This window comes from Candidatus Palauibacter sp., from assembly GCF_965208055.1.
Lineage (GTDB): Bacteria > Gemmatimonadota > Gemmatimonadetes > Palauibacterales > Palauibacteraceae > Palauibacter.
Genome location: NZ_CBDBNY010000004.1, coordinates 2,779,578 through 2,804,506, shown reverse-complemented (window position 1 = coordinate 2,804,506; position 24,929 = coordinate 2,779,578). Strand labels below are relative to the sequence as shown.

At 68.9% G+C, this 24,929-nt stretch carries 24 protein-coding genes; 16 read left to right on the top strand and 8 right to left on the bottom strand.

Annotation, left to right across the window (positions count from 1 at the left end):
- Nucleotides 1–48: 48 nt before the first annotated feature.
- Nucleotides 49–3,309, bottom strand: coding sequence for a VPS10 domain-containing protein (locus tag ACOGXI_RS12445; protein ID WP_419939165.1), 3,261 nt, complete (start codon nucleotides 3,307–3,309; stop codon nucleotides 49–51).
- A gap of 249 nt (nucleotides 3,310–3,558) precedes the next feature.
- Here ACOGXI_RS12445 and ACOGXI_RS12440 point away from each other — a divergent pair, with 249 nt between their 5' ends.
- The 5 genes from ACOGXI_RS12440 to ACOGXI_RS12420 all read left to right on the top strand — a co-directional run bounded on the left by ACOGXI_RS12440 (nucleotide 3,559) and on the right by ACOGXI_RS12420 (nucleotide 8,113).
- Nucleotides 3,559–5,163, top strand: coding sequence for a M56 family metallopeptidase (locus tag ACOGXI_RS12440; RefSeq protein ID WP_419939164.1), 1,605 nt, complete (start codon nucleotides 3,559–3,561; stop codon nucleotides 5,161–5,163).
- Between the two features lie 57 nt (nucleotides 5,164–5,220).
- Nucleotides 5,221–5,589: a BlaI/MecI/CopY family transcriptional regulator gene (locus ACOGXI_RS12435; protein ID WP_419939163.1), complete on the top strand. Its 369-nt coding sequence runs from the start codon at nucleotides 5,221–5,223 to the stop codon at nucleotides 5,587–5,589.
- A gap of 128 nt (nucleotides 5,590–5,717) precedes the next feature.
- The gene (locus ACOGXI_RS12430) at nucleotides 5,718–6,458 is read left to right on the top strand and encodes a creatininase family protein (protein WP_419939162.1); all 741 of its coding nucleotides are present in this window, start codon (nucleotides 5,718–5,720) and stop codon (nucleotides 6,456–6,458) included.
- Nucleotides 6,459–6,516: 58 nt separating this feature from the next.
- Nucleotides 6,517–7,662: an amidohydrolase family protein gene (locus tag ACOGXI_RS12425; protein WP_419939161.1), complete on the top strand. Its 1,146-nt coding sequence runs from the start codon at nucleotides 6,517–6,519 to the stop codon at nucleotides 7,660–7,662.
- Between the two features lie 94 nt (nucleotides 7,663–7,756).
- Nucleotides 7,757–8,113, top strand: coding sequence for a hypothetical protein (locus ACOGXI_RS12420; protein WP_419939160.1), 357 nt, complete (start codon nucleotides 7,757–7,759; stop codon nucleotides 8,111–8,113).
- A 33-nt stretch (nucleotides 8,114–8,146) separates the two neighbouring features.
- On the opposite strand, the gene ACOGXI_RS12415 is transcribed toward ACOGXI_RS12420, so the two are convergent.
- A complete protein-coding gene (locus ACOGXI_RS12415) occupies nucleotides 8,147–8,653 on the bottom strand; it encodes a DinB family protein (protein ID WP_419939159.1) in 507 nt (168 codons plus the stop codon).
- Between the two features lie 205 nt (nucleotides 8,654–8,858).
- Between ACOGXI_RS12415 and ACOGXI_RS12410 the strand changes: the two genes are divergently transcribed.
- Together ACOGXI_RS12410 and ACOGXI_RS12405 are read left to right on the top strand one after the other, a co-directional pair.
- Nucleotides 8,859–9,095, top strand: a complete 237-nt coding sequence (locus ACOGXI_RS12410; protein WP_419939158.1) for a type II toxin-antitoxin system Phd/YefM family antitoxin — start codon at nucleotides 8,859–8,861, stop codon at nucleotides 9,093–9,095.
- A gap of 2 nt (nucleotides 9,096–9,097) precedes the next feature.
- A complete protein-coding gene (locus ACOGXI_RS12405; protein WP_419939157.1) occupies nucleotides 9,098–9,484 on the top strand; it encodes a type II toxin-antitoxin system VapC family toxin in 387 nt (128 codons plus the stop codon).
- A gap of 11 nt (nucleotides 9,485–9,495) precedes the next feature.
- On the opposite strand, the gene ACOGXI_RS12400 is transcribed toward ACOGXI_RS12405, so the two are convergent.
- From ACOGXI_RS12400 to ACOGXI_RS12380, 5 genes are all read right to left on the bottom strand, one after another.
- On the bottom strand, nucleotides 9,496–9,849 hold the full coding sequence (locus ACOGXI_RS12400) for a hypothetical protein (RefSeq protein WP_419939156.1): 354 nt from the start codon (nucleotides 9,847–9,849) through the stop codon (nucleotides 9,496–9,498).
- 48 nt (nucleotides 9,850–9,897) lie between these two features.
- Nucleotides 9,898–11,244: an ATP-binding protein gene (locus ACOGXI_RS12395; RefSeq protein WP_419939155.1), complete on the bottom strand. Its 1,347-nt coding sequence runs from the start codon at nucleotides 11,242–11,244 to the stop codon at nucleotides 9,898–9,900.
- 84 nt (nucleotides 11,245–11,328) lie between these two features.
- On the bottom strand, nucleotides 11,329–12,807 hold the full coding sequence (locus tag ACOGXI_RS12390; protein WP_419939154.1) for an SDR family oxidoreductase: 1,479 nt from the start codon (nucleotides 12,805–12,807) through the stop codon (nucleotides 11,329–11,331).
- Nucleotides 12,808–12,846: 39 nt separating this feature from the next.
- A complete protein-coding gene (locus tag ACOGXI_RS12385) occupies nucleotides 12,847–13,341 on the bottom strand; it encodes a hypothetical protein (RefSeq protein WP_419939153.1) in 495 nt (164 codons plus the stop codon).
- A gap of 47 nt (nucleotides 13,342–13,388) precedes the next feature.
- Entirely contained in the window at nucleotides 13,389–13,979 is a 591-nt protein-coding gene (locus tag ACOGXI_RS12380; protein WP_419939152.1) for a DinB family protein, read from the bottom strand.
- 133 nt (nucleotides 13,980–14,112) lie between these two features.
- Between ACOGXI_RS12380 and ACOGXI_RS12375 the strand changes: the two genes are divergently transcribed.
- The gene (locus ACOGXI_RS12375; RefSeq protein ID WP_419939151.1) at nucleotides 14,113–17,856 is read left to right on the top strand and encodes an FG-GAP-like repeat-containing protein; all 3,744 of its coding nucleotides are present in this window, start codon (nucleotides 14,113–14,115) and stop codon (nucleotides 17,854–17,856) included.
- 91 nt (nucleotides 17,857–17,947) lie between these two features.
- On the opposite strand, the gene ACOGXI_RS12370 is transcribed toward ACOGXI_RS12375, so the two are convergent.
- A complete protein-coding gene (locus ACOGXI_RS12370) occupies nucleotides 17,948–18,478 on the bottom strand; it encodes a nuclear transport factor 2 family protein (protein WP_419939150.1) in 531 nt (176 codons plus the stop codon).
- Nucleotides 18,479–18,656: 178 nt separating this feature from the next.
- On the opposite strand from ACOGXI_RS12370, the gene ACOGXI_RS12365 reads away from it, so the two are divergent.
- The 8 genes from ACOGXI_RS12365 to ACOGXI_RS12330 all read left to right on the top strand — a co-directional run bounded on the left by ACOGXI_RS12365 (nucleotide 18,657) and on the right by ACOGXI_RS12330 (nucleotide 24,906).
- On the top strand, nucleotides 18,657–19,934 hold the full coding sequence (locus ACOGXI_RS12365) for an amidohydrolase family protein (RefSeq protein ID WP_419939149.1): 1,278 nt from the start codon (nucleotides 18,657–18,659) through the stop codon (nucleotides 19,932–19,934).
- A 79-nt stretch (nucleotides 19,935–20,013) separates the two neighbouring features.
- The gene (locus ACOGXI_RS12360) at nucleotides 20,014–20,253 is read left to right on the top strand and encodes a hypothetical protein (protein ID WP_419939148.1); all 240 of its coding nucleotides are present in this window, start codon (nucleotides 20,014–20,016) and stop codon (nucleotides 20,251–20,253) included.
- A 19-nt stretch (nucleotides 20,254–20,272) separates the two neighbouring features.
- The gene (locus ACOGXI_RS12355; protein ID WP_419939147.1) at nucleotides 20,273–21,436 is read left to right on the top strand and encodes a hypothetical protein; all 1,164 of its coding nucleotides are present in this window, start codon (nucleotides 20,273–20,275) and stop codon (nucleotides 21,434–21,436) included.
- An 88-nt stretch (nucleotides 21,437–21,524) separates the two neighbouring features.
- Nucleotides 21,525–21,749 (top strand): hypothetical protein, encoded by a 225-nt coding sequence (locus ACOGXI_RS12350; protein WP_419939146.1) that lies wholly within the window; start codon nucleotides 21,525–21,527, stop codon nucleotides 21,747–21,749.
- The gene (locus ACOGXI_RS12345) at nucleotides 21,749–23,242 is read left to right on the top strand and encodes a sodium:solute symporter family protein (protein WP_419939145.1); all 1,494 of its coding nucleotides are present in this window, start codon (nucleotides 21,749–21,751) and stop codon (nucleotides 23,240–23,242) included. The genes ACOGXI_RS12350 and ACOGXI_RS12345 overlap by 1 nt, the downstream gene beginning before the upstream one ends.
- Before the next feature lie 21 nt (nucleotides 23,243–23,263).
- Nucleotides 23,264–23,713, top strand: coding sequence for a hypothetical protein (locus tag ACOGXI_RS12340; RefSeq protein ID WP_419939144.1), 450 nt, complete (start codon nucleotides 23,264–23,266; stop codon nucleotides 23,711–23,713).
- 16 nt (nucleotides 23,714–23,729) lie between these two features.
- A complete protein-coding gene (locus ACOGXI_RS12335; protein WP_419939143.1) occupies nucleotides 23,730–24,398 on the top strand; it encodes a zf-TFIIB domain-containing protein in 669 nt (222 codons plus the stop codon).
- 91 nt (nucleotides 24,399–24,489) lie between these two features.
- Nucleotides 24,490–24,906 carry a DUF6941 family protein gene (locus tag ACOGXI_RS12330; protein WP_419939142.1) on the top strand — a complete coding sequence of 139 codons (417 nt, stop codon included), beginning with the start codon at nucleotides 24,490–24,492 and terminating at the stop codon, nucleotides 24,904–24,906.
- Nucleotides 24,907–24,929 lie beyond the last annotated feature (23 nt).

Here is a 24,929-nt window from a genome sequence, read left to right as displayed (position 1 = left end):
CGGCTGAGGCCGGGTTCAACGCCCGGCCCCGGCAGTCCGGCGGCTGCGTCAGCGCATCGGCGGCATCGGAACTTCCACCGGATCGCCGAGGTCCGGACGGACCCCCGCCGCCTGCAGCGCGGCGTAGAGCGCCGGCATGCGGTCCTCTATGACGGCGTTGAGGCGGTCGACGGCGCCGGGCAGCGCGCCCCACCCCCGCTCGAGCTGGTAGAGCATGTCCGCCGTCGGCGCCGTGTGGTAGCCGGACAGGCTGCCGGACACTCCGGCGCCCGCCCGGGCCGTCCCGAGTTCCTCGCCGATTTCGTCGAGTTCCTCGCCCATGGCCTCAACTTCCGCCGTCAGCGACTCGGACACGTCGTGGTCCTCGAGCTGGTCCTCGATGGAGGACAGGTGTTCGCGCATCCGGTTCAGCGCCTGCAGTCCCTCGTTGGTCGGCTTCGCCAGCGCGTAGGCGCTCATGAGCGCTTCCTGCCGCGCCATGAGATCGCTCCGGCTGATGTTCACGCGAGGGTCGAGCCGCACGGTGACCGACGTCTCCATCGTCTGGCCGGCCGCTTCCAGCCGGGCCGTGTACGTCCCCGGGAGGACCTTCGGCGCCACGCTGCCGGCGCGGAAGAAGAACCCGCCACCGCCCGGCGGCGCCGGTGGAGGCTCGTAGCAGAGATCCCAGATGACTTCGTTGAGGCCGCGGTCGCCGCCGCCCTCGAGTTCCCGGATCACGGAGCCGTCGGAGTCGAGAATCGCGACCGTCGCCTTGCCCGCCATCGCGGACATCGGCGCCGGGTCATCGCCGTTCGCGGACGGACCGCCGGAGGTCACGATCCGCTCGCCGGTCTCGCCGCCTTCCTCGTCGGCCATCGGGGCCTCCGGCAGGTCGCTGCCCAGCCAGTAGCGGATGCGGGCGCCCTGGGGCGGGTTCTCCGCCTCCCATACGCCCGGCGTCCAGCCCTGCGGCGTGTACGGGTTGTAGGCGACCGCCGACTGCGTCGAGAACAGGTGCACCTCGGAGGCGAGCACGGCCTGGCTCAGCTCCTCGAGCGGCGTGATGTCCTCCATGATCCAGATCCCGCGCCCGTGCGTGCCGATGACGAGGTCGTTCTCGCGCTCCTGGATCTTGATGTCGTCCACCGGCGCGGGCGGCATGTTCCGCAGCAGCGGATGCCACGAGTTGCCGGCGTCGATCGAGAAGTAGGTGCCGATCTCGTTGCCGGCGAAGAGGAGGTTCGCCGCGCGCGGGTGCTGCGCCAGCGCGTTCAGCGACCAGCCGTCCGGGATCCCGTCCCTGACCGCGCGCCACGTCCCGCCGAAGTCGTTCGAGACGTACAGGTACGGGGCCATGTCGTCGTTGCGGTGGTTGTCCCCCGCCACCCACACCGTGCCCGCATCGGCGTGCGAAGCCACGATGCGGGTCATGTACAACTGATCCGGCACGCCCGGCATGTTCGGCGCCACGTTCGTCCACGTCGCGCCGCCGTCCCGCGTCACCTGCAGGTTCCCGTCGTCGGTGCCCGCGTAGACGACCATCGGATCGAGCGGCGATTCCTCGATCGAGATCATGTTGCCGAAGGTCGACGTCCCGTCGTTGGCCGACATCATCGGCTCGGAGCCGAGGACGCCCATGATCTCCAGCGTCTGGCGGTCGATGGCCTTCGTCAGGTCGGGGGAGATCTGCTCCCACGTCTGCCCGTAGTCCGTCGACTTGAACACCACGTTTCCGCCGTAGTAGACCGTGTTCGGGTCGCCCGGCGAGACCTCGACCGGCGTGTCCCAATTCCAGCGGTAGTCCGGCGGATCCTCCTCATCCTCCCCGGGGCGTCCCAGCGGCCGCATGCGCAGGCGCTCGCCCGTCTTGAGGTTCGTCCGCATCAGGTTCCCGTTCTGGGACTCCGCGAGCATCGTCTCGCCGTTGGGGTGGAGGACGGTGAAGTAGCCGTCGCCGCTCCCGATGTTGTACCAGTCGCGCGGCCGGATCCCCTGGTTGGACCAGGTGTCCGAGGGACCGCACCACGAGCCGTTGTCCTGCAGACCGCCGCACACATGGTAGGGATCACGGTTGTCCACGCCGATCTCGTAGAACTGCGCCAGCGGGAGGTTCGTCAGCTGACGCCAGTTGTCCGAGCGGTCCCAGCTGATCGAGACGCCGCCGTCGCCGCCGAGGATGAGGTGATCGGAGTTCGCCGGGTCGATCCACAGCGCGTGGTGGTCGGAGTGGACCTCGGAGGCCGCGTCGGGCGTGAAGTTGTTCCCGCCGTCGGACGAGCGGTACAGGCTCGAGCCGCCCAGGTAGATCCGTTCGGGATCGTTCGGGTCGATGCGGATCTGGCTGTAGTACATGGGACGGTTGTTGGTCGTGCTCGTCTGCACCCACGTCTCGCCGCGGTCGGTCGACTTGTAGGTCCCCGTCTTGCGCTCGGGATCACCGGGTCCCTGCGGACCGCCGCCCCCACCCGGGGCGCGGGCGTCGGCTTCGACGATCGCCATCACGACGTTGCCGTCCCGGCGGTAGATGTCGAGCCCGATGCGGCCGACGTCGCCCTCCGGCAGACCGCCCGCGAGCTTGGTCCAGTTGTCGCCGCCGTCCATCGTTCGGTAGATGCCGCCGCCCGGCCCGCCGCCGTTGAAGCCCCACAGCGTCCGCTGCCGCTGGTACATGGCCGCGAACAGCGTCATCGGGTCGCCCGGATCCATGGCGAGGTCGATCGCGCCCGTGTGCTCGTCGACATGGAGGACGAGTTCCCACGTCTCGCCTCCGTCCATCGTCCGGTACACGCCGCGCTCGGGGTTCGCGCCCCACAGGCGGCCCATCGCCGCCACGTAGGCCACGTCCGGATTCCGCGGATGGACCTGGATGCGGGAGATGTGGTTCGTGGCCTCGAGCCCGAGGTGGGTCCAGGTGCGGCCGGCGTCCGTCGACCGGAACACGCCCATTCCCCATGGGGAGGACTGCCGGTTCTGCGGCTCGCCCGACCCGACCCACACGACGTTCGGGTTCGACGGGGCAAGAGTGATGTCCCCGACGGACAGCATGGGCTGGTCGTCGAACATCGACTCGAAGGTCGACCCGCCGTTGATCGTCTTCCACACGCCGCCCGTCGCCACGCCGACATAGAACGTGGACGGATCGGCCTCGTCGACCGCGATGTCGGCGATGCGGCCGCCCATGATCGTGGGGCCGATTTCACGCCATTCGAGCGCCTGGACGGCCGCTTGCAGATCGGCGTCCTGGGCCAGAGCGGGAAGAGGGACAGCGGTGAGGGCGAGCACCGCGAGGAGAGACACTGCGACCGGGAGCCCTGAGCGCGTACGCATGTTCCTTACCTCGTTCGACGGGGGTCCTGCGGGAGGGAGGGCACGGGCGAAGGAACCGACACCGGCCACCCCACCCGACCATACAGCCCGAATACAATAGATGAACCCATCGGAATCTGAAACGGGGGTCTCCGGCGACCTCGCGTGCGAGGAAGCCTCCGCGTGCTTCGCTTGACGCGATACGACATCACGTCGTAAACTGACGACATATCGTCGTGACACGGCTGTTTCGAGTCGAGCGGGAGACGGATGACGGACGTGATTCTCCAGATCGGGGCCAGCAAGCTGGCGATCTCGATCGGCCTTGCCGGAGTGGCGTGGATCGCGGCGCGGATCGTGGCGCGGCGCTTCGGGAGCCCTCCGCTGGCGCACGGGCTGTGGCTGCTGCCGCTCGCGGTCCTGCTCGTGCCGCCGTTCGTCTCCATTCCGGTCTGGTCTGCGGGAGTCGATCCGGTCGGGCCCGCGGCCGTGACCGGCCTTCCGCAGGCGGAACCGACGCCATCGGCGGGGGCCATCCTGCTCGGTTGGCTCGGCGGTCACGGCAAGGACGCGCTTGTCTGGCTCTGGCTCGTGGGCACGGCTTCCGTACTCGGCTGGACGCTCGTGCGCACGCTGCGGTTCCATGGCTCGCTCGTGAGAGCATCGCAAACCGCGCCGCCCGAGGTCCAGCGCCTCGCGCGGGAGGTCGCCCACAGGCTCGGACTCGGCGCGGCCCCGACCGTCTACGCGACGCGCGCGCAGTTATCCCCCATGGTGTGGTGGGCCGGCGGGAAGGTCCGGATCCTTCTCCCCTCGGAGCTGCTGGCCGACATGGACGCGGCCGAACTGCGCTGCATCCTGGCGCACGAACTCGCCCACGTCCGGCGGCGCGACCACGTCGTGCGCTGGCTCGAATGGCTCGCGTGCGCGGCCTTCTGGTGGAACCCGGTCGCGTGGTGGGCCCGGCGGCGATTGCGGGCGTCCGAAGAGTTGTGCTGCGACGCGCTCGCCGTCGCCGCGACCGGGGCCGAACCCCGCGCCTACGCCGGGGCGCTGCTCCGGGTGATCGACTTCATGTCCGCGGCCCGGACCCCGGGCCCGCTGTCCTTCGCGAGCACGATCAATCGCTGCGGCCGAGCGTCGCGGCTTGAAAGGAGATTTCGCGTGATCATGACGAACCGAACCCCGACCCACACCCCGCGCTGGCTCCGCGTCGCCCTGCGGTGCAGCGCCGTGTGCCTGCTCGCGGGCGGCCTCATCTACTGCACCGATCAGTCGGATCTCACCTCCATCGACCCGGCGCTGGCCCCGTCGGTGAGCGAGTCCACTGTTCCGGACGACGATTCGCCGACCCCGGACGGTGAAGTCGTCTACTTCGACGGCGATGGGCTGCTCCTCGAACGCGTTCCGGCTGCGGACCGACCCCAGCTGCGCACGTTCGGCGACCAGCTTGAGGCACTCGCAACGGAGTACGCACTCCCGGTCGACGTCGTCAAGGCCGTGCGCGCCGCCGGGGAGGCGGCCCTCTCCGACCGTACCCCTGCCGACCTGTTCCTGGTCGTGACGCCGGACGGCGGGGCGGGAGACCCCAAGGTCGTTGAGTTGGACCTTGCGGGCCTTCGATTGGAGGCCGGGCTCTCGCCGCGAGCGGCGGCGGTGAAGGCCGAACTGGCCAGCCACCTGCGCGTACGCTTGCTCACATCGAACAGGTTCCTGAGTGGGATACACCTCGAATGTACCGGTGCGGAAGGCCGACCGGTCGTAACGCTCGGCGGCTCGACGAGCGTGAGTTCTTCCGAGGGCGAACTCGTCGCCCGCACGATGACGTGTGAAGAGGCGGTAACCAGCCAAGGTAAGCTTCGCCTCAAGGGATAGTGCGGGGGGTCGAGCGCCCAACGCCCCAGACCGAAGCCGATCAAGAAAGGGACCCACATGACGACGCCGCGTCTGGCCAACGCCGAACTCGCGGTCATGGAGCAACTCTGGAAGGAGGGGCGCCTCACGGCCCGTCGGCTCCGCGAACAGCTCTATTCGGACGCCACGAGGTCGGCGCACGGCACCATCCAGCGACTCCTGCAGCGGCTGGAGGACAAGGGATTCGTCCACCGCGACGCCAGCCTCGGGACCCAGCTCTTCTCCGCCCGCGTCAGCCGCGAGGAATACGCATCCGGTCGGCTCGAGGCGCTGGCCGACCGCATCACGGGCGGTTCGCTGGTCCCCATGATCACGCAGTTGATCGAAGACGAGAAACTTGCCCCGGAGGAGATCGAGCGCCTGCGGACGATCCTGGACGAAGGATGACGGATCTGATCCGACTCAGGGTAGCGTAGACCTCCGGATCGCCGGATCTTCGGCGCGATATTGCACGCGAACGGAGATTCTCTCCCCTCCAGCGAGCCGGAGCGTCACCCATGTCTGCCGAGATACGGATGGAACGGATGACCTCGCCCGAGATCGGGGCGGCGATCGAGGCCGGGGTCACCACCGTCGTCGTCGCGGCGGGGGCGGTGGAGCAGCACGGGCCGCATTTGCCGCTGTTCATGGACGCCGAGCACGGGGACCGGCTCGCGGTCGAGATCGCCCGGCGGCTCGGTGGCGCGCTCGTCGCTCCCACGATCCGCGTCGGCTGGTCGGCGCACCACATGGCGTTCCCCGGCACCGTCACGCTCGAGAGAGAGACCTTCCTCGCCGTCTGCCGCGACTACTGTTCGAGCCTCGCGCACCACGGCTTCCGGCGCGTCTGCTTCGTCCCCTCGCACGGCGGGAACTTCGCTCCGCTCGCCGAGGCGCGTGACGCGTTCAACGAGGCCGCGGGGCCCGGCTGTTCCGTGGATGTGTACGCGGACCTCGCCGAGGTCATCGGGATCTGGCGCCGCGTCGCGGAGGGGGAGGCGGGTCTCGGAGCCCGCGTGGGTGGCCACGCCGACATCGCCGAGACCTCGATCATGATGGCCATGCACAACGGGACCGTCCGCGAGGAACTGGCCGAATGCGGGCGCCTGACGACGCCGGAAGAGGAACCGGAACTCATCCGGCGCGTGCTGAGCGACGGATTCGCAAGCGTGACGCCGAACGGCATCCTGGGCGATGCCCGTGGCGCGACGGCTCGACTCGGCGAGAAGATGATCGCCGCGCTGTCGGACCGCATGGCCGCGCATTTCGCGAGGTAGCGACGCGGCGGATTCCGGCTCGGCTCCGGAGAAGGAGATACAGGATGGAGATACAGGGATGAGGGATGGACGAACGGCAGCGCTGATCGCGGTCATGCTGGGCGGCGTGTGGCCAGTCGGGACCCCGGCCGTGGTCGAGGCCCAGGCGCGGCGCGGCCCGCCGCCCGTACCCCCCGACGCATCCCCGCCGATGACCGTCGAGGCGTACGACCCTCGCTCGACGCTCGTCGTGCCGGAAAACCCGGTCTCGCGCGCCGCCTTCCCCTTCGTGGACGTCCACCTGCACCTCAACGGGCTGATGCCCCGAGCTCAGATGGATCAGCTCGTGCGCGACATGGACGCACTCAACCTTGCCGTCGGCGTGAATCTGAGCGGGGGGTCCGGCACGCAGCTCGCGCGGCAGGTCGAGGCCTTCGAGGCGGCGTATCCCGGCCGTTTCGTCGTGTTCGCGAACGTCGACTTCAGCGATATCGCGGACCCCGAATTCGGGGCGCTCGCCGCGGCCCGTCTCGAGGCCGATGTCGCAGCCGGCGCTCGCGGCCTCAAGATCTTCAAGAGCCTCGGACTGTGGATCACCGACGCGGCCGGACAGCGCGTCCCGGTGGACGACGCCCGTCTCGATCCGATCTGGGCGAAGGCGGGGGAACTCGGCATCCCCGTCCTCATCCACTCGGCGGACCCGGCGGAGTTCTGGGAGCCGATGGACGAGCGCAACGAGCGCTGGCTCGAGCTTCGCCTGCGGCCCCGCCGCCGGCAGAGCGGCCCACCCTCCTTCGAACAGGTGCTGGGCGAACAGTTGAACATGTTCCGCCGGAATCCGGAGACGACCTTCATCGCCGCCCACCTCGCGTGGCTCGGCCACGATCTCGGCCGTCTCGGGCGCCTACTGGACGAGATCCCCAACATGAACGTCGGGCTGGGGGCGGTGATCTACGAGCCGGGCCGACAGCCGCGCTTCGCCCGCGAGTTCTTCATCGAGTACCGGGACCGGATTCTGATGGGGAAGGATTCCTGGGCGCCGGACGAGTACCCCACGTACTTCCGTGTGCTGGAGACCGCGGACGAGTACTTCCCCTACTACCGGAAGTACCACGCCTTCTGGCGCATGTACGGCCTCGACCTCCCGGATGAGGTCCTGCGCAAGGTGTACTTCGAGAACGCGCTCCGCGTCATCCCCGGCATCGACCGAAGCCGGTTCCGGTAGAAAACTCCGCTTGGAGGTGTCCGCCGGCCGAGTTCGCGCGCTATCTTCCCCGCGGTGGTCCGGTCGCAGGCGGCACCGTCAAAGGGGACGCGAGATGAAGGATCCGGCGAAGAGGGCCCTCGACGCCTACAGGAAGGCGATGTCCAGGGAAGAGGCGTACGACGCGGCGTACCGGGCGCTGGCCAACGCCACGCTCGCGGTGAAGAGGGCGGAGGAGCGGCTGGACGTGGCCCGGGAATCGAAGGCGGACGCCGCCGCCCTGGTACACCGGGCGGCCGGGGCCTTCGTCGATGCCCTCAAGAACGCCGAGGAGGCGTACGCCGTCGCGGAAGAGTTGGGGGCCATGCCGGCTCGCGGTCCCACCGAGTTGAACGACGTGAACCGCGAGTCGATCAGCCGCCAGGCCGACAAGGCGGGCGAACTGCGGAGTTGGCTGAAGCTGCTGGACTGACCGCGCCGCCGCCCGTGGCGCCGCTCCTTCCCGTCACATATCCGGATAGTCCGCCGTGGGCCCGAACATCTGGGGCACCGGCACGTCAAGAAGCCGAAGGTAGACGCCCAGTTGCGCCCGGTGGTGGATCAGGTGGTCGAGGACGAAGCTCCGGACCACGACCGCCTTGGGCATCGTGAAGCGATCCTCGCCCGCCACTTTCAGCGTCCACGTCCCGGCGAAGGTCTCGTCCGAAGTGGCCTCGATCGTCTCCCGGGCCGCGGCCGCACTCTGGTCGAGCGCCGCAACGAGTTCGGCCGAAGACGTGAGTACGGGATTCTGCGGCGGGCCACCGCCCTCCGGAGCGACGTCGAACTCGGACATGGTCAGCGACGCCACAGTCCAGTTCGGGATCATCGCGACGTGGGTCGCCAACTCGCCGAGGGTCCACGACTTCTCGTGCGGACGCCAGTCGAGGCGGTCATCCGGCACGGCTTCCAGCGTGGCGCGACAGCCCGTCACGATGTGGTCGAACTGCATGAGGGTCTGTTGAGCAATCATGAGAAACTCCGGGTGAGTGTGTAATCCGCCTCCGGGCGTTGATGCCCGATGGGCGGAGCAACCTGCAAGGTCCGCCCCGTGGAGGGAACCACGCTCGACCCCACGCGGGGCCGACCCTCGCCCGGTTTCCCGGAACACCGGGGAGGTTTGACCGCCATCGCGATATAGCTAAGTTTCTAGCTAAGACACCGGTTCCGGGGGAAAGATGACGCGCGTTGTGAACGTCCACGAAGCCAAGACGCAGCTCTCGAGACTGCTGGCGCAGGTCGAGGCGGGCGAGGATGTCGTGATCGCCCGGCGCGGCGAACCGGTGGCGCGGCTCGTAGCCTGCAAGCCCCCCGGCAAGCGCCAGCCGGATGTGCTGAAGGGCACAATCGCCGTTCCCGACAGCTTCTTCGACCCGCTGCCGGAAGAGGAGCTGGCGGCCTGGGAAGGCAGGTAGCGGTGCGTCTCCTGCTGGACACGCATGCGTTCCTGTGGTGGATCTCGGACAGCGAGCGGCTGTCCGACACGGCACGCTCGCGCATCGCCGACGAGGACAACCGGATCCTGGTCAGCGCGGCATCGGCCTGGGAAATCGCCACGAAGTACCGGATCGGAAGGTTGCCGGGGTGCGAAGCCATAGCGCTCGACATCGCCGGTCACATCGTCGCACAGGGCTTTGAAGAGATGGCCATCAGCGTTGCCGACGCCGCGCGAGCCGGACATCTGCCCGGACCACATCGTGATCCGTTCGATCGGATGCTCGCCTCGCAGGCCCTCCGGCGCGACCTGTCGATTGTATCGACCGACGCCGTATTCGACGGCTGGGGGGTTAACCGGCTCCCGTAGCAGCCGCCGCCTCACTCATCGCGCTTGCCGGTGTCGCCGTGCCGGATCGCGAAATCGCGGCGGTCCCGGTAGAGAAGAGCGCGGTTCAGGACGTAGTCACCGTCCGGGTCGATGTCCGCGCATTCCGTCATCGTCCAGTACTTGTATTCGCCCAGGAACAGGTACTGGCGTGTCTGATGGAAGAAATGACACGTGACGCCCTCGCCCCGCCCGATCCGTTTGCAGAAGGCAGCGAGGAGTTCCTGCTGCCCGTGCTTCTTGCTGACGACGTACTGGTGCGGCCACGTGTCGCGATACGTCACCGCCTCTCGCCACGGTGCGCGGGCGATCAGCGTCATGATGTCTGTTTCGGAGCGGTCGGTCATACGGACTCCTGGTCGTTCATCCGGGCATTCGGTCGAGGTTCAACGGGGTCAGTTCGTAGCCCAGAGCCTCCGGATCGGGACAGCGTAGAGGCCGTCTCCGAACGGGACGGTGGTTTCTCCGTCGTAGAGCACGACTCCGTGACGGAAGCGGTCTCCCGTGACGCCCTTCAGTTTTCGAAGCCCGCGGAAATCGCTGCTCCTGACCGTCGCGGCTGCCTTGACTTCCACCCCGGAAATGGCGTGAGCGCCCTGTTCCATCACGATGTCCACTTCTACGCCGTCTCTATCCCGGAAATGGTAGAACTCCATGGGTGCGTCCTGCCAACTGCTCTGCCTTCGCAGCTCCTGGAGGACGAAGGTCTCAAGGAGTTGACCCAGAAGGGGCCGATCCTTGTTCAACTGCTCGGGGTCGAGGCCGAGAAGCGCCGCTGCGACGCCGGTATCGCAGAGGTGGAGTTTTGGGGTCTTGACCAGTCGGCTCAGACGATTGCTGTGCCAGGGCGAGAGTGTCTCGAGCAGAAACAGGCGCTCGAGCAGGGTCACATACTCCCCGATCGTGGGGCGGCTGAGTTGGAACGGCGCGGCCAAGTCGGCGAGATTGAAGAGTCGGGCCGTCTGCGAAGCGGCGGCGCGCAGTAGTGGCGGCAGGGTCTCAAGCGATCTTATGCGGGCAAGGTCGCGGACATCGCGCTGGACCAGTGTCTCAACGTAGTCGCGATACCAGTTGGCCTGTCGACGCGGGGTGGGCCGCGCCAGCGCCCGTGGGAACCCGCCCGCGACGATGAGTTCGGCCAGTCGCGAACCGAGCCGCTCGGCCTGAAGGATCTTGAACCCACCCTCGAACAGGGCGGGCAGAAACCGCCTCCCCGGATCCGGTTCAACGAGGGAGCGCCGCGCCGCCAGTTCATACCGGGACAGAGGATGGAGTCGGACGATCTGGAGCCGACCGGCGAGGGACTCGGAGAGTGCCGGCAGGAGCAGAACGTTGGTGGAGCCGGCAAGTATGAATCGGCCGGGGACCCGGTTGCGGTCGACATCGAGCTTGATGGCAGGAAACAGTTCGGGAACGAGCTGGATTTCGTCCAGAATGACGCGCTCCGGGAGGTCGGCAACGAACCCGGCGGGATCCGACCGCGCACCCGCCCTCGCGATGTCATCATCGAAGCTGATGTATACGTAGTCCCGGTGTTCGGGTGATACTCCCCAACTCAGCGGCTTTCCGCGCCAATGAAGCTCTTCGCCGCGCCACGTGAGATACGCTGGCGCATAGCGGTACTGGGCAAGTGTCGTCTTGCCGCACTGCCGGGGGCCGTGGATGAGGACGACCGGCGAGTCCTCGAGCGCCTCAGCGAGGCGGGGTTCGATGAGTCGCGGATAGAAGGTCGGTTCGGGCATCGCGGAATCCGGGCGCACGACTTCGGCTGATTGCAAGTTTTGACGTCGGCTAATTGTAAGGTTACTTACCGGCTGATTGCAAGTTTACCCGTCGGCTGATTGCAAGTTTTGCCAGCCGACGCCGGTCGCCCGCAGGATTCCCCGCAGCATGCCGCGGAAGATCAGCCAGTGGATGGGGTACAGGCCGTACCAGTAGAGCAATCCACCCAGACCGAGGGGGTCGAAGACGGCGGTCTGCGTGACGCGGCTTCCGTCCCCCGCGGGTTCCACCTCGAACTGCAGCCAGGCGCGGCCGGGCACCTTCATCTCGGCCTGCAGACGCAGGAGGCGGTCGGGCTCGAAGGCCTCGACGCGCCAGAAATCGAGCGGGTCTCCCGGCCGAATGTCGACCGGATGCCGCCGGCCGCGGCGCATGCCGACGCCGCCTGCGAGCAGGTCCGCGGCGCCCCGCAGCCCCCACAGCCAGTTCGCGAAGTACCACCCCCGGGAGCCGCCGATGCGCTGGATCGGGGCGAAAGCACGCGCCGCCTCGGCCGGGACCTCGGCCTGTTGCCGGTCAACGATCCGCGAACCGAACCGTTTTCCGCCCCAGAGCGGTCCCCGGCCACTCGAAGACACGGCGTCGCTCCAACGGGTCCGGGCCATCTCCCTGTCTTCGTCTCGCAGCGCGCGGGCGATCGCCTCGCCCACCCCAAGGGGACGAACCGGAAAGCGCTCCAGAACCGCGTCGTCGCGAACGACCGTCTCGTTGCGGAGGCTGGTGATGAGCTTCCGGCCCACGCGCGCGTACACGGGCGTCACAAGGCCGAGCCACAGGCTCGAGAGCCGCGGACTGAGGAGGGGAACCGGAATCATGACGCGGCGGACACCGATCTGGCGAGCGTATTCCTGCATCAACTCGCCGTAGGTGACCTGCCGGGGCCCGCCGATCTCGAACACGGCGCTGCCCTCGTCGTCCAGATCGAGTCCGCGGGTCAGGTAGGCGATGACATCATCGATCGCGATGGGTTGCGCCGGCGTCCGCACCCACCGCGGCGTGACCATGGCCGGCAGCTTGTTGACCAGACTCCGCAGCAGTTCGAAGGAGAGCGACCCCGATCCGATGATGATGGAGGCGCGGAACTCCAGCGTCGGCGGCCCTTCGGACGCGAGGATGCGGCCGACTTCGAGACGGCTCGCGAGGTGGGGCGACAACTCGCCGTCGCCGATCAGACCGCCGAGATAGATCACCCGGCGTACGCCCCGCTCCCGCGCGGCGCGGGCGAAATTGCGGGCGCCGATGCGGTCCTGCTCCTCGAAGCCGGCCCGCGATCCCATCGAATGGACGAGGTAGTAGGCCGCATCTACGCCGGTGAGAGCCGCGACGAGCGAATCGGGATCCAGCACGTCGCCCGCGATGACCTCCGTCCGACTCGAGAACCGGGTGGCGAGGTACCCGGGGTTACGGGCGAGACAGCGGATCCGTTCGCCGCGCTCCTCGAGCGCCGGGACGAGGCGGCCCCCGACATAGCCACTCGCCCCGGTGACGAGAATCGTCCGATTTGAACAGTGCTGACGGTCCATGCGAGAAACCCGTGCGGTGTGGGTCGCGCGGTCACGTGTTCAGTTGCCCGACGTGATACCCCCGTTGGCGGGGATTGTGGCGCCGTCGGCCGTATCGTCGGAGCCCCGAGCGATCCGTCTGAGTTCCAGGGTGCCGATATTCCGCACGACCGTGCCGCGAACGATGAAGCCCTCGATGCGGTCGTCGGACCGGAAGCGCCCCTCATAGGCCTCGGAATACGATCCGTAGTCGAGAATCAGCCTGACTTCGGACGAGGCGTGGACGCCTTCCACGGTGCCGGGGGATACGGTTTCGCTCGGCGCGGGGATCCGGACGAAATCCGTTCGGCTGACGGTGCCGGAGACGTTGCCCAACCCGTCCTCATGCAGCCGGAACTCCCAGGCCAGCCCGCCATCGAGGCGCGGGATGTGGCCGAGCCAGTTCCCCGTGACGGGCATGTCGGCCGGATCCGTCGTGTACCGACAGCCAGCGAGCGCCGCCAGCACGGCGACCGGGACCGCCGCCCTCGAACTGCGGCGAATCGCGTTGATCATGGCCTATGACTACTCCATGCGCCCCCCGTCGAGACCCCGCCGTATCGTCAGCGGGACCACGGGGGAACGATGCCGTTCATGCGGGCGTAGGAGACGGACTGCCCCACGTGTTCGTTCATGTGCGAGACCAGCTGCAGGAGCACGGCCCAGCCCTGCACGGTGCGGCCGTAGAGTTCGGTCTGCCCGTCGAGTTTCGCCTCGGTGAGCGCGCCCACCTGCTCCATGACATGGCGGACGGACATCTCATGGATCTCGCGCACCCTGTCCTTGTCGCGGATCGACTCGATGTCCGCGTAGTCGAAGCCGTTCGGGGGCGCGATCCCCAGGTTCTCGTCGAGGTACATGAAGTTGTAGCGGGCGATGTGCATGTAGACTTCGCCCACCTGCATCACCCCCTCGCCGGGCGCCCACGAGAACTTCTCGGCGGGCATCACGCGCGCGAGTTCCGAGATCTTGCGGCTGGAGCGCTGGAAATGGTCGAGAATCTCGTCCCGGATGGTGATCGGATCCGTCCCCGCGGGGACCGGCGGCGCTTCGTGGATCCCGCCGGCATCCGAGACGCCGCCATCCTGGGCGAACAGACCTGCGGGGGCCAGCACTCCGGCGACGACGAGAGCGGCGATGAACCTCGGCTTCATGTGACGATCCTCCTCCGGTTGGCGGCGGCCGCCGCGCATTCCCGTGACGTTTGCAGGTGATATGATACAGCCCGCTCGCGCGTTGTGTCTGGTGCAGGACGGAGCGAGTCGATCCCGAACCCTCGCGAGGCGCATGCCCGACACTCATCACGACGACCGGCCCTTCCTCCGCGTCGCGCTGTTGGCGGCCGCCGCGCTCTTCGGCGGGTGCGGACCGGGAGCGCCGGACTGGGTCGAGGAGGGCGGATACCGCTGGGCCGAGCTTCGGGTGTCGGGTGAGGACGAGCCGGGGTTCGAGCGACTCGACCCTTCGGAAACCGGGATCTCGTTCGAGAACGTGGTGACCGAAGAGCAGTACATCGACAACAGCCACTACCTGAACGGGTCCGGCGTCGCGGCGGGGGACGTGGACGACGACGGCCGCGTCGATCTCTACTTCGCCGGGATGGACGGGCCGAACCGGCTCTACCGGAATCTGGGCGGCTGGCGCTTCGAGGACATCGCCGAGGAGGCGGGGGTCGCGGCGGCGGACCGCTTCTCGACGGGAGCCGTGTTCGCGGATGTGGACGGGGACGGAGATCTCGACCTGCTCGTCAACGCGCTCGGGGGGCCGAACGCGCTCTACCTGAACGACGGGACGGGACGTTTCACGGACGGGACGGAGGCGGCGGGGCTCACCTCGACGCTCGGGAGCATGTCGATGACGCTCGCCGACATCGACGGGGACGGGGACCTCGACCTGTACGTGGTGAACAACAAGGTCGCGACGGTGCAGGATCTCTTCCCGCCCGAGGTCCTCCAGCCGAGCAACATCTACCGGCAGACGGAGGACGGGTTCGAGCTTCTCCCCGAGTGGCGGGAGCACTTCACGCTCGGAGAGGTCCAGGAAGGGATGGTCCCCCGGCTCGAACTGGCGGAGCCCGACCGGCTCTACCTGAACGACGGGACGGGACGGTTCACGCCGGTGCCGTGGACGGAGGGCGCGTTCCTCGACGAGGAGGGCCGGCCGCTGGAGTCCGAGCCGATGGAATGGGGACTCGCAGCCCGTTTCCAGGACATGGACGGGGACGGAGATCCGGACCTGTACGTCTGCAACGACTTTCACAGCCCCGATCACGTCTGGATCAACGATGGGGACGGGGGTTTCCGGATGCTCGCGCCGCTCGCCATGCGGAACACGAGTTTCGCCTCCATGGGCGTGGATTTCTCGGATGTGGACCGGGACGGGTTCACGGACTTCTTCGTGGTGGAGATGCTGAGCCGGGAGCAGCGACTGCGCATGAAGCAGATGGTCGGCGGGGAGGCCGACCCGCAGTTCGCGGGGCGGTTCGATAACCGGCCGCAGACGCCGCGCAACACGCTCTACCTGAGCCGGGGGGATGGCACCTTCGCGGAAGCGGCGCAGTTCGCGGGCCTCGACGCGTCGGGCTGGTCGTGGGGGAGCACGTTCGTGGACGTGGATCTCGATGGCTACGAGGACCTGCTCGTGGGGACGGGCCACTTCTACGACGCAATGGACAAGGACGCGGCGCAGCGCGTCGGATCGATGGACTGGCGGCAGCGGATCCTCGGCTTCCCTTCGCTGCGCCTCTCCAACATCGCCTTCCGCAATCGCGGAGACCTGACCTTCGAGGAGGTGGGAGAGGCGTGGGGGTTCGCGGGGGACGAAGACATCTCGCACGGGATGGCCGCGGCGGATCTCGACGGGGACGGGGACCTGGACATCGTCACGAACCGGCTGCTGGCGCCGGCGGGCGTGTACCGGAACCAGGGACGGGCGCCGCGGGTGGCGGTGCGGCTCGTCGGCCGGGGACCCAACACGGCAGGGGTCGGCGCGCGGGTCCGCCTGTCGGGGGGCGAGTTGCCGGCGCAGACGAAGGAGATCGTCGCGGGAGGCCTGTATCTCTCCGGTTCGGAGGCGATGGCCAGCTTCGCGGCGGGCGACGGGGAACTGACGCTCGAGGTCGTTTGGCGGGACGGCACGACGAGCCGGGTGGAGGGCGTCCGCGCGAACCGCATCTACGAGATCCGGGAACCGGCGGCCGGCGGCACGGCGGCGGCTTCGGCGGCGGCTTCCAAGGCGGCGGAGTCGGATACGCCCCTGTTCGACGATGTGTCCGAGTTGCTCGAGCACCGTCACCGGGAGAACGCGTTCGACGACTTCGCGCAGCAGCCGCTCATCACGTGGCGCCTGGGACAGGGCGGCCCGGGCGTCGCGTGGGGCGATCTCGACGGTGACGGAGACGCGGAGGCCCTGATCGGCGGTGGAGGCGGCGCCGGCCTCTCGGTCTTCCGCGGCGACGGCGAGGGCGGGTTCTCGCCGGACCGGGGAGCGCGTAGCGGCGGGGCGGCCGGGCCGGCGCCATCCCCGGGCGACCAGACGGGCCTCCTCGTCCTCCCCGGCCGGGCCGGCGCCACGGTGATCGTCGGGACCGCGACGTACGACGGCGCCGACCGGGCGGCCCCCTCGGCCACGGTCCTGCGGGCCTTTGGCACGGCGCTCCGCGAGGCGCAGACTCTCGCGGGGGCCGAGGCGAGCACCGGCCCGCTCGCGGCGGCGGACTACGATGGGGACGGCGATGTCGACCTCTTCGCGGGCGGCCGCGTGATCCCCGGCCAGTATCCGGCCGCGGCGACCTCCCGCCTCTTCCTCAACGAGGGCGGCCGCTACGTTCTCGACGAATCGAACGCGGCGGCCCTGACCGACGTGGGCCTCGTGTCCGGCGCCGTGTTCAGCGATGTGGACGCGGACGGAGACCAGGATCTGCTGCTCGCCATCGAGTGGGGACCCGTGCGGCTCCTCCTCAATCGCGACGGAAGATTCGAGGACGCGACGGCCGCCTTCGGACTCGAATCCCGGACCGGGTGGTGGAACGGGGTGACGACGGGAGACCTGAACGAAGACGGGCTGCCCGATCTCATCGCCTCCAACCGGGGACTCAACTCGCAGTTCACCGCGAGTCCGGAGCATCCGGCGACCGCCTATCACGCCGATCTGGACAACGATGGCTTCCGCGATGTGATCGAAGCGCGCTACGACGAGTTCACGCGCTCGATGGTGCCGGTGCGGGGACTCCTCACGCTGGCGGGCAGCCTCCCCTTCCTTCGCGGCCGCATCCAGGGATTCGAGCACTACGGGCAGTTGGGCGTGAACGAGATCCTGGAACAGCCCGCGGACCTCCTGCCGACGGTCGAGGCGACGACGCTGGCGCACACCGTGTTCATCAACCAGGGGGGGTCGTTCGAGGCGTTCGAGCTGCCGCGCGAAGCACAGTTGGCGCCGGCGTTTCACGCGGGGGTGGCCGACCTGGACGGGGACGGACACGAGGATGTTTTCCTGAGCCAGAACCTGTTCGCGCTACGCGGCGAAGCGGCCCGGAACGACGGGGGCCGCGGCCTGTGGCTGCGAGGCGACGGGACGGGGGCGCTGACGCCGGTCCCGGGGCAGCGGTCTGGCATCGCGGTGTACGGCGAGCAGCGTGGAGCGGCCTTCGCGGACTACGATGGCGACGCGCGCGTGGACGTGCTCATCAGCCAGAACGGGGCCGGGACGAAGCTGTACCGCAACCGGGGCGCGAAGCCCGGGCTGCGTGTCCGGCTGAGAGGGAGCGAGGAGAATCCGGCCGCCATCGGCAGCGCGATCCGGATCGAGTACGGCGAGAGGCGCGGGCCGCTGCGCGAGGTCCGCGCGGGCGGAGGTTACTGGTCGCAGGACGACCCGGTGCAGGTCATGGGGCTCGCCGCGGATCCGGCCTCGAGTCCGACGGCCGTGTGGGTGCGCTGGCCGAACGGCTCGGAAACGGTGACCCCTCTCGGAGCCCCGACGCCGCTGGAGGTCGCGATCGATGCCAGCGGCGCGCTGGTCGGTAGCCGGTAGAAGCCGGAGCCGACCGCCGGTAGAAGCCGGAGCCGCCCGCCGGGGCGGGGCTGCCCCGTACGACCCGGGCGCCGTCCCGCTCGAGCCGGCCTCATCCGCCTGTCAGCGCCCGGATCCGCTCGGCAACCTCGCGCGCCATCTCGTTGGGAATCGGGATCGTGAGGTTGTACTGCGCGATCTTCCAACCCCCGTCTTCCATCACGAGCACGCCGCTGCCGCGCGTCTCGCCGAGGTTGGCGTTCTCGAGACGTTCGTCGAACCAGGCGGTGCGCCCACCGGGGGCGATGGCGATGTGGCGCTCCAGCATGTGGTAGGTCCAGCCCGTGCCCGCGTCGAACCTGGCCCTCGTGTAGTCCATGAACTCTTCGCGCGTCCAGCGCTCGGTCGCGTCGGTGCCGAGGAAGACGGACTCGCCGGCGTAGAGGCTGAAATAGCGGTCGAAGTCGGCCTCCGAGGCCGCGTCGTGGAGCGCATCGAGGATCGCGGAGACTTCGGACCGGGCGTCATCCTGCCCGGCGAGGGGCGCGGCCGGGAGCGTCGGCGCGATGAGGAAAACGAAGACGGCGAGGCGAGCCAGGGGGGGACGCGGCCGGCGGCCGGAGTTGTTCATCACGTTCAACATGGGTTCCTCGGGGTCGGGCGGCTGGGGCCGTGGGTGTCGCGTGATCCTACCTGCGCCGACCGCGAGCAACTAGTGTTCTGAACCCGCTCCGGGACTTCGAATCCTGTGTCCTGTTCACGCTCCGGAGGATGTCATGCCCCCATGCGCCACTGATTCGACGCGAAGCCACAGGGCCCTGATGGCCCGAGCGGCCGCCATCGCGGTCCTCGCGATCCCGGGCGCGAGCGGGTGCGCGACGGAGGCCGGACAGGACGCCTCGAGTCTCCGGCCGGCGGGTCCGGACGACGCGGTGGTGATCCGTGCGGATCGGATCCTCGACGGGCGCGGCGCCGTGCTCACGGGCCGGGAACTCGTGGTGCGCGACGGGCGGATCGAAGCCGTCGCCGACGAGGGGGCCACGGAAGGCGCCGTGGTATATGAACTCCCGGGGGCGACCGTGCTGCCGGGGCTCATCGACACCCACGTCCATCTCGGCTGGCACTTCGACGCGGAGACGGGGCGGCTGCACAGCGCGGAGTCGACGGACACGGCGGAGGATCGCGTGCTGTACGCGGCGGAGAACGCCTGGAACATGCTCGCGAGCGGCGTGACGACGGTGCAGAGCCTGGGCGGACCGGAGGACGTGCCGGTCCGGGACGCGATCGCGCGCGGATCGCTGCCGGGACCGCGGGTCCTGACCTCGATCCGGCCCATCACGTCCGGGAGCGGCGGACCGGAGGAGATCCGGGCCCGCGTGGACGCGCTGGCGGAGGCGGGCGCGGACGTGATCAAGATCTTCGGGTCCGCCAGCATCAGGGTCGGGGGCGCGCCCACGCTGAGCCAGGAGCAGCTCGACGCCGCCTGCGGCCGGGCCCGCGAGCACGGACTGCGCGCCGTGGTCCACGCCCACGGCCCCGAGAGCGCGCAGCGCTCGGCCCTCGCCGGCTGCCGGCAGATCGAGCACGGCGCCCTTCTCGACCGCGAGACGCTCGAACTCCTGGCCGAACGCGGTCTCTACTACGATCCGCACACGCACCTGATCTTCGAGAACTACTTCGCGAACCAGGACCGCTACCTGGGCATCGGGAACTACACGGAAGACGGGTTCCGCCAGATGCGCGCGGCGGTGCCGACCGCGCTCGGCGCCTTCCGCGAGGCCCTCGACGTCGAGGGGCTCGACATCGTGTTCGGGACCGACGCCGTAGCCGGAGCGCACGGGCGCAACTGGACGGAACTGGCGTACCGGGTGCGTGAGGGCGGGCAGGACCCGATGGAGGCGATCGTCTCGGCCACGAGCCTGGCGGCGGCTTCGCTGGAGCTCGAGGAGACGGTGGGCACGCTCGCGCCGGGGTTCGAAGCCGACGTGATCGCGGTGGCGGGCGATCCGACGGCGGATATCGGCGCCCTTGAGCATGTGGTGCTCGTCATGCGTGGCGGGATCGTCTACCGGCACCGACCGCTCGCGAAGACTCCGTGAAGCGGCGATCCTTCGCCGCCGGCGCGACGATTTGCGGTCACAGCGACACTCCGGGAGCCAGGCTCTCGTAAGGAGGCGCATGAAACGCTCGATCGAAGATGCGCAGCAGCGACTCGCCGAGAAGCTGCTTTCGCGCAAGGACGTGTCCGCCGTGGGCATCGGAGCCGACAACGGAGACCCGTGCCTGAAGGTTTACCTCTCCGGGTCCTCTTCCCGGAAATCGATCCCGGACCGCTACGACGGACACCCGGTGCGGGTGGTCGGCGGGGGCCCGTTCCGGACGCAGGGGAACGGGCTACCATCGGCCGGCAGCGCGTGACGGGCGGAGAGGACGGGCGATGACCCCGCGCCGGAACCTCGTTCTTGCGATCACCATCGCGGTCGTCACGTGCGTGGGGGTCGGCGTTCACTGGACGCTGACGTCCTGGCCGGTACGGCCCCCGACGCTGCCGCCCCCGCGACTTCCCACGCGTCCGCCGCAGCCCCCGCTGCGTCCCCCGGGCCTCTCCGCTCAGGAGTTGCTCGCCGCCGCCATGCAGGTTCAGAGCGACTACGAATCGACGCTCCTCGCCGTCCCGGGCGTGGTCGGCGTGGGGATCGGCTTCACCGACGCGGGGATGCCGACAATCAAGGTCTTCGTCGACCCCGCCGCATCCCCGGGGCCCAGTGGCCTCCAGAGTATCCCGGAGGCGATCGGTCTCTTCCCCGTCGCCGTCGCGCCGGCGGGCCCGTTCCGCGTTCTGCCGCCGGAACCCGTCGCTCCGACGGCGGCGGACGAAGGAGACGACGGACCGGTACCCACGGGACGCTTCGATCGGCCGGTGCCCATGGGCGTGTCCACGGGGCACACACGCTCCACGGCGGGTACGATCGGCGCCGTCGTGACCGATGGCGAGCGCCGATACGCACTCAGCAACTGGCACGTGTTCGTGCCGGGCGGCGAGGGACAGGTGGGCGACAATCTCCTGCAACCGGGCCCCGTGGACGGCGGCGCGGATCCCGGAGACGCGATCGCCACGCTGGCGGCATTCGAGCCGGTGTCTCTGTCGCCGTTCGCGTCCAACCGGATCGATGCGGCGATCGCGCGCACGGACGAGGTGCTGCCGGAGACGCCGGTGGGGGGCTACGGGTCGCCGCGAAGCACGACGATGGCGGCGAAGCCGGGGCTGCAGGTCCAGAAGTACGGGCGGACGACGCGCCTCACGGTCGGGGAAGTGGAGGCGGTCAACGCGTCGATCAACGTGACCTACGGGTCGGCCGGTTCGCAGGTGGCCCGCTTTGTCGGTCAGATCATGGTCTGCTGCAACTTCAGCAAGGGCGGCGATTCCGGCTCCCTGATCGTGGCGCGCGATCTGGACCGCGACGGGAACGCGGGCGCGGACGACCGCAAGCCGGTCGCCCTGCTCTTCGCCGGCGACGGCCGGCTCACGATCGCGAACCCGATCGACCTCGTGCTCGACCGGTTCGACGTGACGATCGTCGGCGAGGACGCCGGCCGCTGACGCCGGCCCCGCACGGCTGGCCGCTGGCGCAGGCGAGCGGTCGGCAGCCCGTGGCAAAACCCCGCAGCGGGCTGCTAGGTTGGCGGTCATGACACGCTTCCGGTCGCACTTTCTGCCGCGAACGCCGACGGGCCGCCGGCTCGTCGTCCTCTTTCTGGTGCTGTTCGCGTTCACGCAGCCACCGCTCGTGTACTGGCTCGGCAACCGCGTCGAGCCGTGGATCGGGGGCATGCCCTTCCTCTACGTGTACCTGCTCGTCTTCTACGTCCTTCTCATCGGCGTTCTGATCCGGGTGCAGAGGCGGGGTCTCTGATGGAGGCCTGGGTCGTTGCGACCGGCCTCATCTTCGTCTACCTGCTCGCGACCATCGTGCTCGGGGCGATCGCGAACCGGCGCATGTCCGTGGACCTGGAGGACTTCCTCCTCTACGGACGCAAGGCCGGGTTCATCGTCCTCTACCTGACGGTCGTCGCCACCTACCATTCGGCGTTCGCCTTCCTCGGTTCCGGCGGCTTCTTCTACACGCACGGGATCGGGTTCTGGGCGGCGGGCGCGTGGACGGTGCTCGTCGGCGCGATCACCTACGTGCTCGGGAGCCGGATCTGGGCGCTGGGGAAGACGTTCGGCTACATCACGCCGGCGGACCTGCTGGCGGACTTCTACGAGTCGGATGCGGTGCGGGTGGTGACCGCCATCGTGTCGGTCCTGTTCACCATCCTCTACATCCAGGTCCAGGCGGTGGGGCTGGGATACATCCTGTCGGTCGCGTCCGGCGATCGGATCTCGTTCGAACTGGGGACGCTGATCCTGCTCGTGGTCGCCGCAGGCTATCTCATCGCGGGGGGTCTGCGGGCGGTCTACTGGACGGATGTGATCCAGGGCGTGTGGATGTACATCGCCGTGTGGGCGGGCGCTCTGGTCCTCGCCTTCAAGCTCTTCGGCGGACCGTTCGAGCTGTGGCGGCAGGTCGCGGTACAGCGCCCCGGCCTCCTCACACTGCCGGGGCCGGAGGGCTTCTTCACGCCGGGGATGTGGTTCGGGATGATCGTCGTGCTCTCGTTCGGGATCATCTTCCAGCCGCACCTCCTCATCCGGTACTACACCGCGGTTTCGGCCCGCACGATCAAGCTGCTGGGCGCGACGACGCCGATCTACCTCATGACGCTCTACATCCCGGCGGCGCTCGTGGGTCTGGGCGGCGCGCTCGTGATGCCGGACATCGCGATCCCCGACCGGATCTTCCCGGAGATGCTTTTCGCGTATGCCCCGCCCTGGCTCACGGGCGCGATTCTGGCGGGCGCGACGGCGGCGGCGATGTCCACGCTCGACTCGATGCTGCACGCGAACATGACGGTGCTGACGCGCGATGTGTACCAGCGCTACATTCGCACCGGCGCGAGCCAGAATCACTACATCCTCATCGGCCGGCTCATCGTCGTGGCCCTCCTGGCCGTCGGGTACTTCCTTTCCGTGCGCACGTTCGATTTCCTCGTGCAACTCGTGGCGCTCTCGGGCTCGGGGGCGCTGCAACTGATGCCGGCGATCCTCGGCGTCTGCTTCCCGAGCCGCCGTCTCACGACGAAGGCCGGGGTCATCGCGGGCATCGGGGCGGGCCTCACGACGCTGTGCGTCACGCTCATCCTCGTGCCCCACCCTCTGGGCCTGCACGGCGGCGTGTGGGGACTGTTGGTGAACTTCGTCGTGACGTGGGTCGTGAGCCGGTTCACGCTCCCGCCGAGCGACGTGACCGTGTCGCGGATCCACGGCGCGGTCGAACGCTTCGTGTACGAGGGCGACCCCGCGTGAGCGCGGTCGGGGGCTGACGCCGTGGGCGGCCGCGTGGGAGGCGTCGCTCTGCTGGCGCTGGCGTTGTTCGTGTTCGTGGGGTTCCTTCGGACGAGCGATCCGTTCGCGCTGAGGACGCTCTTCGCGCTCTTCATCGCGGCCGGGCTGCCCGCCGCCGGCGGCAGCTTCCTCCTCGCGCGCCACTTCGGGGTCGGACGCCGCATCGAAGGCCGGCGGGAAGAGCTCCGCCGCGACACCCTCGAGGCCGAGATCCTCACGATGGCGGGGCGACACGGCGGGCGGCTGACGGCGGTCGAGGTCGCCGGGGAACTCGCGGTGCCGACGACGCTGGCCGAGGAGCTTCTGAACGAACTGATGGCGCGGGAAATGGCCGAGATCGAGATCACCGATTCGGGCCTGCTCGTGTACACCTTCCACGACGTGCGGCACCTGTCGGAGAAGGAAACCGCCCGCGGGCTTCTGGAGCCGTGACGGGAGGGCCGTGCTCGTGAGCGAGACGCGCTGGCCGTGCCCCGTCTGCCTCGGGGTCAAGATGGAGAAGACATCTCTGGGGACCGGGGCCGGAGACGCCTCGGGTCCGCTGACGCTCGACCATTGCGCCCGTTGCGGCGGCATGTGGTTCGAGTTGGGGGAGGTGCAGCGCCTCCGTTCCGAGCGGCCCGAGTCGCTGTGGGCGCGGATTCCGGCGCGGGAGGAGCGGCACCGGGCCCAGTGCCATACGTGTCGCGCCTTCGTCGACCGTGACGCGCCGAAATGCGCCGCCTGCGGGGCGAAGACGCGGCTGAACTGTCCGGCCTGCGACACGCGAATGCTGCAGGTGAGCCCGTCGTCGCTCACGCTCGATGTGTGCAAGCGGTGCAAGGGCGTGTGGTTCGACCACCATGAACTTGAGGCGATCTGGGAGATGGAGAGGGACCGGCTCGTCGCGCGGCGGGGGCGCGACGGCGCGGTCGCGCGCACCGCGGACACCGGCGCGGATGTCCTGTTCGAGACGCTCTTCTGGGCGCCGGATCTCGTCTTCGTGGGCGCGCACGTCGCCGGTCACGCCGTGGCGGGCGCGGCGGAAGCGGCGCCCGCCGCGCTCGAGGCCGTGGGAGAGGCGGCGGGGAGCGTGTTCGAGGCGATCCTCGAAATCGTGGGAGGCATCTTCGGCTGACACCCGCCCCGGATTCGCCGAGGCGCCCCAACCGTTACACTTCCAGTCCGCCGAACCCCTTGCACCCGTGCGCCCCCTGGAGAACCGCCGAATGGAAATCGTGCTGGCCACACTGGCCGACGCCGCCAATACCTCGAGCGATGGCAAGCTCAATCTCATGGGCCTCTTCGACACGCTCTACGCCGGGGCCATGCCGGTGACCCACCCGTCCATGCAACTGGTCCTGAGGATCCGGGCCGAGCCCTCCGAAACCGACCGGCAGCACGCGCTGGAGATCCGGTGCATGGACGAAGACGGACAGGAACTCTTCAAGGTGACGGGCGGCTTCTCCGTCCAGGCCCCGCCGGGGAAGGCGGCCACCTTCAATCACGTCGTGGGCATCAACAACCTGACGTTTCAGAAATACGGCGGGTACACGTTTCCGATCTTCATCAACCGGGACCTGAAGCGGACGGTCGAACTCGACGTGGCGAAGGCGGAGGGACCCGCCGGGCCGGCCCCCGACTGAAGGACTGAAGACTGAAGGACAGA

Excerpts from the sequence above, each read along its gene's own strand:
- ACOGXI_RS12445 (WP_419939165.1), bottom strand. The coding sequence starts at position 3,309 with ATGCGTACGCGCTCAGGGCTCCCGGTCGCAGTGTCTCTCCTCGCGGTG.
- ACOGXI_RS12440 (WP_419939164.1), top strand. The coding sequence starts at position 3,559 with ATGACGGACGTGATTCTCCAGATCGGGGCCAGCAAGCTGGCGATCTCG.
- ACOGXI_RS12435 (WP_419939163.1), top strand. The coding sequence starts at position 5,221 with ATGACGACGCCGCGTCTGGCCAACGCCGAACTCGCGGTCATGGAGCAA.
- ACOGXI_RS12430 (WP_419939162.1), top strand. The coding sequence starts at position 5,718 with ATGGAACGGATGACCTCGCCCGAGATCGGGGCGGCGATCGAGGCCGGG.
- ACOGXI_RS12425 (WP_419939161.1), top strand. The coding sequence starts at position 6,517 with ATGAGGGATGGACGAACGGCAGCGCTGATCGCGGTCATGCTGGGCGGC.
- ACOGXI_RS12420 (WP_419939160.1), top strand. The coding sequence starts at position 7,757 with ATGAAGGATCCGGCGAAGAGGGCCCTCGACGCCTACAGGAAGGCGATG.
- ACOGXI_RS12415 (WP_419939159.1), bottom strand. The coding sequence starts at position 8,653 with ATGATTGCTCAACAGACCCTCATGCAGTTCGACCACATCGTGACGGGC.
- ACOGXI_RS12410 (WP_419939158.1), top strand. The coding sequence starts at position 8,859 with ATGACGCGCGTTGTGAACGTCCACGAAGCCAAGACGCAGCTCTCGAGA.
- ACOGXI_RS12400 (WP_419939156.1), bottom strand. The coding sequence starts at position 9,849 with ATGACCGACCGCTCCGAAACAGACATCATGACGCTGATCGCCCGCGCA.
- ACOGXI_RS12395 (WP_419939155.1), bottom strand. The coding sequence starts at position 11,244 with ATGCCCGAACCGACCTTCTATCCGCGACTCATCGAACCCCGCCTCGCT.
- ACOGXI_RS12390 (WP_419939154.1), bottom strand. The coding sequence starts at position 12,807 with ATGGACCGTCAGCACTGTTCAAATCGGACGATTCTCGTCACCGGGGCG.
- ACOGXI_RS12385 (WP_419939153.1), bottom strand. The coding sequence starts at position 13,341 with ATGATCAACGCGATTCGCCGCAGTTCGAGGGCGGCGGTCCCGGTCGCC.
- ACOGXI_RS12380 (WP_419939152.1), bottom strand. The coding sequence starts at position 13,979 with ATGAAGCCGAGGTTCATCGCCGCTCTCGTCGTCGCCGGAGTGCTGGCC.
- ACOGXI_RS12375 (WP_419939151.1), top strand. The coding sequence starts at position 14,113 with ATGCCCGACACTCATCACGACGACCGGCCCTTCCTCCGCGTCGCGCTG.
- ACOGXI_RS12370 (WP_419939150.1), bottom strand. The coding sequence starts at position 18,478 with ATGTTGAACGTGATGAACAACTCCGGCCGCCGGCCGCGTCCCCCCCTG.
- ACOGXI_RS12365 (WP_419939149.1), top strand. The coding sequence starts at position 18,657 with ATGGCCCGAGCGGCCGCCATCGCGGTCCTCGCGATCCCGGGCGCGAGC.
- ACOGXI_RS12360 (WP_419939148.1), top strand. The coding sequence starts at position 20,014 with ATGAAACGCTCGATCGAAGATGCGCAGCAGCGACTCGCCGAGAAGCTG.
- ACOGXI_RS12355 (WP_419939147.1), top strand. The coding sequence starts at position 20,273 with ATGACCCCGCGCCGGAACCTCGTTCTTGCGATCACCATCGCGGTCGTC.
- ACOGXI_RS12350 (WP_419939146.1), top strand. The coding sequence starts at position 21,525 with ATGACACGCTTCCGGTCGCACTTTCTGCCGCGAACGCCGACGGGCCGC.
- ACOGXI_RS12345 (WP_419939145.1), top strand. The coding sequence starts at position 21,749 with ATGGAGGCCTGGGTCGTTGCGACCGGCCTCATCTTCGTCTACCTGCTC.
- ACOGXI_RS12330 (WP_419939142.1), top strand. The coding sequence starts at position 24,490 with ATGGAAATCGTGCTGGCCACACTGGCCGACGCCGCCAATACCTCGAGC.